Origin of the sequence: Mesorhizobium sp. M4B.F.Ca.ET.017.02.2.1 (assembly GCF_003998955.1) — a bacterium.
Classification (GTDB): Bacteria; Pseudomonadota; Alphaproteobacteria; order Rhizobiales; family Rhizobiaceae; genus Mesorhizobium; species Mesorhizobium abyssinicae.
The window spans coordinates 1-7,207 of the sequence record NZ_RZOF01000319.1; the positions used below are offsets into that span (position 1 = coordinate 1).

Genomic DNA, 7,207 nt, shown 5'->3' on the forward strand with positions numbered 1-7,207 from the left:
GTGAAGGTTTTCATTGGTATGTCAATTTATTGTGACAGTAAGCTACCAAGGCGTGTTGGAGATTGTATCGTCTGCCGATAAGGGGTCTGTCGAGCCACTCTCCCGCGAGTACACATCACCCGCCACCCCTCCACAACGGCCCGTCTAGGACGGGAAATGGGAAGGCATCAGCTTCCGTCGCATTCGGACCTACCCGTAGGCACAGTCGGGGCAGGCGAGTGTCGGCCTGGTAGACCCTTTCAGTTCGACACCGTGCTCATCGCGACTCGAATTATGTCCCCAATCAGCGACTTGAACTTGTCGAGAGCCGTTGGCACGATGCGCCGCTCGCTCTTATGGGACGCTGAAGCCGAGGGAACTTCCGCTCCGCGCAATGCTACATACCGGGGCTACACCTATTTGGTCGATCTGTTCGAGTTGAAGCTGGAGAACAAGCGTGTGCTCAAACTCATCCAGCATTGCTCAAGGCCGAGTTGATGGAGGACGGCTTGGTCCGTCGGTGGACAGGAAATTTCGCAAGGGCGGTCCGCTCTCGCCCTCCTGCCCGACGACCTCGACAGGGGACTGGTCCGACGTCGGCCTCCGCTCTTGCCGCTACGCGGACGACTGCAACATCTTTGTTCGCAACCGGTGCGTTGGCGAACGGGTTATGGTCTCGGTCGGCCGATTCATGACCTAAGTTGCTGCTGAAGGTCAACAAGAGAAGCGCGCGGGTCGGCGCGGCCGTCGACAGGCGGATGCAGCAAGCCCTGCCGCAATCGAACCGGCGTTCTCCGAGCACAGCTAGGGCTTCCGCCCCGGGCGGTCCGCCAGCAAGAAGTAGCCCAAGCAGTCTAGGTGTTTAGTCTAGGTGTTTAGATGGGGTATTCGGCTTTGCCCCACGTCTTGAACGGGTGTTTGAGGTGCTGCGCTTCGAGCTGATGACAAAACGTGGTCTGCGTGAACAGCCACAAGCATCAGGAAAGGAAGCGCAGCATGAAGCATTATGCCGGACTGGACGTCTCCGTAAAAGAGACGGCCGTTTGCATCGTGGATGAAGGAGGCCGCATTTGCCGAGAGATGAAGGTTGCGAGCCATCCGGACGATCTTGTTGAGGCGTTGAAGAACCCCGCCTGGAATTTGGCCCGGATCGGGCTTGAAGCTGGTCCCTTATCACAATGGTTGTTCAGTGGTCTGGCGGGAGCCGGACTACCTGCAATCTGCATCGAAACCCGTCATGCGAAGGCCTTTCTCAAGGCGCAGGTCAACAAGACCGACCGCAACGATGCGCGCGGCATCGCGCAGATGATGCGGGTTAATTTGTTCCGGCCGGTGCACGTCAAGACGCTGATGAGCCAGGAACGTCGTGTCGGGCGAATTGAGAAACTGACCCCCTGACGAAATGAAGAACTGACCCCCTCGGTTATGAGAGGAGGCATGGATGACGATTGGGATTTCGGCGATTCCTGCATTGTCGAGAACGATGCAGGGAGAGGAGATGCTTCAGCCTGAAGAGGTGGCAGCGATGCTGCGGCTGCATGAGCTTGGCTGGGGAGCGAAGCGGCTGGCGAAGGAATTCGGGTGCGCGCGCAACACGGTGCGTCGGTATCTGCGCGAAGGCGGGACTGTTCCGTTTCGCAAGCCTGTGCGGCGGAGCGCGTTTGACGGGCTAGACGATTTGGCTGCGGGAGCGCTTCTTCCGCCATGGTGGCAACGCCGATGTGGTGCGCCAGGAACTGGAGAGCGAACATGGGATCGTCATAGGGCTTCGGTCGGTGGAGCTTCGGGTGCAGGGTTGGCGTCGGGAGTTGAGGGTGCAGAAGCGCGCAACGGTTCGGTTTGAGACGGCGCCGGGACATCAGATGCAGATCGACTTTGGCGACACGCGGGCGTGGATCGGCGGCGAGCGTGTTCGGGTGCACCTGTTTGTGGCAACGCTGGGTTACTCGCGTCGGCTGCATATCCGTCCCTCGCTTCGGGAGCGCCAGGCGGACTGGTTGGAGGGGATGGAAGGAGCCTTCCTTCGCTTCGGCGGGGTTCCAACGGAAGTGCTGTTCGATAATCCGAAGGCGCTGGTCGAACATCACGATGCGGCGACGCGGGAGGTGCGCTTCAATGTGCGGCTGCACGCCTTTGCCCGCTACTGGGGATTTACGCCACGGGCTTGTGCGCCCTACCGGGCGCGTACGAAGGGAAAGGACGAACGCGGGGTCGGCTACGTCAAGCACAATGCGATTGCCGGCCGCCGGTTCGAGAACTGGGCGGCGTTCGAGGCGCATCTGGACCGGTGGACGCGAGATTGCCGATCAGCGTGTGCATGGCACGACCGGGGTGGCTCCTGCGGAGCGCTTTGCCGAAGAAGCCATGGCGCTTCGCCCTCTGGGCGGACGGGCGCCGTTCGGGCAACTGCGGGATCTCGTGCGCAAGGTCCAGGCAGACTGCGCAATCGACCTGGACACGAACAGTTACTCGGTTCCCTGGCGGCTGATCGGGGAGAGCGTCCAGGTCGTGGTGCTGGGCGGCCGCGTTATCGTGCGTCATGCGGGCGAGGTGGTGGCGGATCATGCGTTGTGCCGCGGACGTCGCCAACGGATTGTCGAGCGCGCGCATCTTGCCGGCGTGGTCGGCGCTGCTGCGCCGGTGCGATCGGCGCCGGTGGATATCGTTGCGCCTTCCGCTCTGTTGCGGCCGCTGGCCGAATATGAGGCACTGGTGGGAGGCAGCTGGTGATGACGACGGTCGATCACGAGATGCTGGTGGCTCAGCTCGACCGGCTGAAGCTGACCGCGATCCGGGACCAGCTCGATACGCTGCTGGACGAAGCGGCGCGTTCGCAAATGACCTTGCGCGAGGCTTTGGCCTTCCTGGTGACCCGCGAGATCGCGCGGCGCGACGAGCGGCGCATCTCTATGGCAGGCAAGATCGCGCAGTTCCCGTTTGTGCGCGAACTCGATGGCTTCGACTTCGACGCGCAGCCGTCGCTGGATCAGCGCCAAATCCGGGAGCTGGCGACCTGCCGCTGGATTGCCCATGGCGACACGGTCCTGTTCCTTGGACCTCCGGGTACGGGCAAAACACATCTGGCGGTGGCTCTCGGGCGCGAGGCGATCCGGCAGAACCATAGCGTCCAGTTCGTCACGGCGGCCACGCTCGTGGCGATGCTGGCCAAGGCCCATGACGACGGTTCACTCGAAAAGCAACTGACGACCCTGTCGCGGCCGAAACTGCTGATCATCGACGAGCTCGGCTATCTCCCGTTCGAAGCCAATGCCGCACATCTGTTCTTCCAGCTGGTGTCGCAGCGTTATGAGCGGGGATCGATCCTGATCACCTCCAACCGCTCGGTGGGCGAATGGGGCAGCGTGTTTGGCGATCCCGTGGTGGCAACGGCGATCCTTGATCGCCTGCTTCATCATTCGACAGTGATAACGATCCGTGGCGACAGCTACCGGCTTCGCGAAAAGCGTCGTTCCGGCCTATTGCAGAAGGCCGGAACGACGCTCGGCACCAACGAAACCGCAAAACAATGAGGGGGTCAAATCTTCAGTTCGCCCAGGGGGTCAAATCCTCACTTCGCTTGACAAACGTCGGGCGCTGTTGACAGCCCGCAAGTTGCTGCAGGAAAAGGCCATCGCAATTGAGAACGACATTCGAGGCCTGTTGCGTAACTTCGGTCTCAAGGTTGGCATTGTCGGCGCTGCCAAATTTGCGGATCGCATCCAGGACCTTTCCGGCGACATCCCGGAGCTACGTGACATCATGGAGGTGTTGCTCGCCGCCCGGCAGAAACTTCGCGAGCAGTTCACGGTATTGCATGAAAGGCTGTTGTCGATCGTGAAGGGTGACACGGTTTGCAGGCGGTTGATGACCGTCCCTGGTGTCGGACCTGTCGTTGCGCTGGCTTTCAAGGCCACAGTCGACATTCCTGCCCGCTTCAAGAATTCGAAGGCCGTAGGGCCGGCTCTTGGGTTAACGCCGCGCTTGCATCAATCAGGCGAGGACAATCGCGTCGGACGTGTTTCCCTGTGCGGTGACGCCATGATGCGAACGCTACTTTATGAAGCCGCGCAAGTCTTGCTGACGGTGGTGAAAAAGTGGTCATGGCTGAAAGCTTGGGCGATGAACGTCGCTAAGCGCCGGGGCCGACAAAGAGCGACCGTTGCCCTTGCTCGCAGATTAGCTGTCATCATGCACAGAATATGGTCCGATGGCAGTGAGTTCCGCTGGGCGCGAGAGGAAGCGACGGCGGTGATATAGCCGGGTCCACCAAACGAAAGGGAGAACATCCGATAACGAGATCCGCCAGGGCGGATGAATGTCCTTCGCGGGACGGAGGATGAAGAGAGGACGTGCCGGGACTCGTTTCCACCGCGGCAACATGGTGAGAACGCTGTTTAGATTGACCCCTTCACTCCAACTGATCCCATGCTGGGAGGGCCAACGCGCCGATCCCGAAGAGAAGCAAGGCCTCGCGAAAGACATCAAATGCCCGTGGTAGAGGAAGCTTGAAAGCGATTGACTTCAACACGCCGAATAGAGAAGTCCCGGCATTTGCTGGAGCGGGTTGAGCGAAAACCGTTCCGGCTGGGAAAGCCACGCCTTGCAGATGAACTCATAGGGTGTGAGGCCTTTGAGGGTCTTGAGCCTGCGGCCGAAATTGTAGGCGGTGACGAAGTCGGCGAGATGGCGACGGAGCTGGTCGTGGCTCTGGTAGTAGAAGCGCTTGACCGTCGCATCCTTGATGGTTCGGTTCATCCTCTCGACCTGGCCATTGGTCCATGGATGTTTGGCCTTGGTCGTGCGGTGCTCGATGTCGTTCGTGGCGCAGGCGTATTCGAAGGCATGTGCCCGGAAGAGTTCGCCGTTTGCGATGGCTTCCCTGATCAGCGGCACGGCCGAACCGCTGGCGCCGGGCGTCGTGAACTGGATGCCGTTGTCGGTGAGTACGGTGTGGATTTTGTAAGGAACCGCCTCGATCAGACGTAGCAGGAACTCCCTCGAGACGGCGGTCGTCGCCTTCTCGTGCAGTTCGACGAAAGCGAACTTCGAGGTTCGGTCGATCGCCACGAACATGTGCAGCTTACCCTGTTCGGTGCGGACCTCTGCGATGTTGTGGAAGTAGCCGATCGGGTAGCTCTTGAACTTCCGCTTCGCCGGCTTGTCGCCCTCGACATCCGGCAATCGGCCGATGCCATGACGCTGCAGGCAGCGGTGCAGAGAGGATCGCGTCAGGTGCGGGATTGTCGGCTGCAACGCATAGAGACAATCGTCCAACGGTAGCAGCGTATAGCGTCGGAAGGCGACGATGACCGCCTCTTCCTCCACGGAAAGCACGGTCGATCTCGGCTCCTTCGGGCCAGTCGGAACGTCCGCGACCGAAGCCCGCTTCTTCCACTTTGCGACCGTCTTCTGGTTGATCCCGTAGCGCTTGGCCAGCGCCCTCAGGCTCGCTTGACTATGTTCTATCGCTCGACGGATCGCCTCTGTCGTCGTGGCGCTCCCGTGAAGAACCTGGCCCACAGCGCATCCTTTGATTCGGACGACAAGGATGCTCCATCAAAGCCTGGGATCAAACATCTAGGGGTGCTCTCCAGTTTTTCGGGACCGCTGTTCTGGCATTTTGGCCTCTCACGATGACGTTGAGAGGGGCCATGCCGAGACGGAAGCAAGCGAGACGAACGAGCGTGTGGGATATCCAAGCGATCTTGCGCCTGACCCATGAGCACGGTCTTTCGGTGCCTAAGGGGCCTAAGGTGTCGGAACGGCTGAAGATCAGCAAGACGACACTATCGACCTATTTGCTGCGGGCGAGGGAGGCCGGGCTGTCATGCTGGCCGCTGCCGCCGGGCCACGACGACGCTACGCTTGAGCGGCTGCTGTTCGGCCTTGCCGGTCGTCGACCGCAAGGCCCGAGCGAACCGGACTTTGCACTGATCGCCAGGGAGTTGAAGCGCAAGGGGTGACGCTGACGCTCCTGTGGCAGGAGTATCGCGCCGCCCATCCCGACGGCTACGGCTACACCTGGTTCTGCGAGCATTTCGCCGCTTTCGAGCCCCGGACGAGCGCGACATTCCGCAACCAGCGTGCGGCGGGCGCGGTGATGCAGACGGACTATGCCGGGCAGACGGTGCCGGTGATCGATCCGGCGACCGGCGCCATTTACCCGGCAGATTTTTGTCGCGGTGCTGGCCGCCTCCAACCTGGCCTTCGCCTTTTGCCAGCTCCAGCCAAAAGCTGCCGGACTGGATCGAGGGCCAGGTGCGAGCGCTCGCCTTCTTCGGCGGTGTCACCAGAGCGATCGTGTGGGACAACCTGAAGGCCGGTGTCGTCAAGGCGCTGTGGTTCGAGCCAACGTCTCGATCGCCGAGCTCAACGCGGCGATCGCGAACTGCTCGAGGATCTGAACAATCGGCCGATGCGCCATGTCGGCCAAAGCCGCCGCGAACTGTTCGAGGAGATCGAGCGGGCTGCCTTGAAGCCGCTGCCGGCGGCACCGTTCGAATACGCCGAGTGGAAGTCGGCGAAGATCCATCCTGACTACCATGTCGAGGTCGACAAGACCTTCTACTCGGTGCCGCACCGGCCGATCGGGCGCACCGTCGAGGTGCGGCTCACTCATCGAGTGGTCGAGATCTTCCACGATCACCAGCGTGTCGCCAGCCATGCGCGTCGCTCGCAGCGTTCCGGCCACGTCACCGTCAATGAACACATGCCCAAGGCGCACCAGCGCTAGGCCAACACCACGCCGGCCAGTCTGATCACAAGCGCGTCCGGCACCGGCTCGCCTCAGCCAGGCTGCGCTTTCCCGAAGCCTGTATCGAGGGGACATCGACTTTGCCGCGCCACGCGGGGCTTGACCGGCGCGGCACCATGGCGCTCGCCCAGGGCGAATGGCTGAAAGCGCATGAGAACCTGATCGTCACCGGCCAGACCGGAACCGGCAAGTCGTGGCTGGCCTGCGCCTTCGGCCGGCAAGCAGCACGGCTCGATCATTCCGTGCTCTATGCGCGCGTGCCTCGCCTGTTCGAGGATTTGGCGCTCGCCCGTCTCGATGAGCCTTGTGGTGCTGTTCGCCGGGTACGTATTGCCGTTACGCTGAATCGCTATGCTTAAAGTCAGCAATTTACCAACAAATCGCGTGACATATTGCTTAGCGACTTCGCGCCGTTCTCAGTCACTCGGACAGTCTCACTGAAGACGTAGCCGTCATCCTTCTCAAAAATACCGA

Annotated in this window: 2 protein-coding genes and 5 pseudogenes; 6 read left to right on the top strand and 1 reads right to left on the bottom strand. The window is 61.2% G+C overall.

The features are described 5' to 3' along the window. Window positions 1–975: 975 nt before the first annotated feature. The 4 genes and pseudogenes from EN738_RS27525 to EN738_RS27540 all read left to right on the top strand — a co-directional run. Window positions 976–1,347 (top strand): annotated as a pseudogene (locus tag EN738_RS27525) (transposase); the annotation flags it as partial. Between the two features lie 73 nt (window positions 1,348–1,420). Further along, window positions 1,421–2,709: pseudogene (istA, locus tag EN738_RS27530) on the top strand (IS21 family transposase). Then, window positions 2,709–3,509: an IS21-like element helper ATPase IstB gene (gene istB, locus EN738_RS27535; protein ID WP_127211509.1), complete on the top strand. Its 801-nt coding sequence runs from the start codon at window positions 2,709–2,711 to the stop codon at window positions 3,507–3,509. Before istA ends, istB begins: the two are co-directional and overlap by 1 nt. 52 nt (window positions 3,510–3,561) lie before the next feature. Beyond that, window positions 3,562–4,236, top strand: a pseudogene (locus EN738_RS27540) (IS110 family transposase); the annotation flags it as partial. Between the two features lie 264 nt (window positions 4,237–4,500). Here EN738_RS27540 and EN738_RS27545 read toward each other — a convergent pair. Beyond that, window positions 4,501–5,499 (bottom strand): IS481 family transposase, encoded by a 999-nt coding sequence (locus EN738_RS27545; RefSeq protein ID WP_127286429.1) that lies wholly within the window; start codon window positions 5,497–5,499, stop codon window positions 4,501–4,503. Window positions 5,500–5,630: 131 nt separating this feature from the next. On the opposite strand from EN738_RS27545, the pseudogene EN738_RS27550 reads away from it, so the two are divergent. Both EN738_RS27550 and EN738_RS27555 read left to right on the top strand, forming a co-directional pair. Further along, window positions 5,631–6,709: pseudogene (locus tag EN738_RS27550) on the top strand (IS21 family transposase); the annotation flags it as partial. Between the two features lie 32 nt (window positions 6,710–6,741). Then, window positions 6,742–7,092: pseudogene (locus EN738_RS27555) on the top strand (ATP-binding protein); the annotation flags it as partial. Between the last annotated feature and the right edge of the window lie 115 nt (window positions 7,093–7,207).

What these genes read in the sequence shown, in the direction of transcription:
- istB (WP_127211509.1), top strand. Translation starts at nt 2,709, where the DNA reads ATGACGACGGTCGATCACGAGATGCTGGTGGCTCAGCTCGACCGGCTG.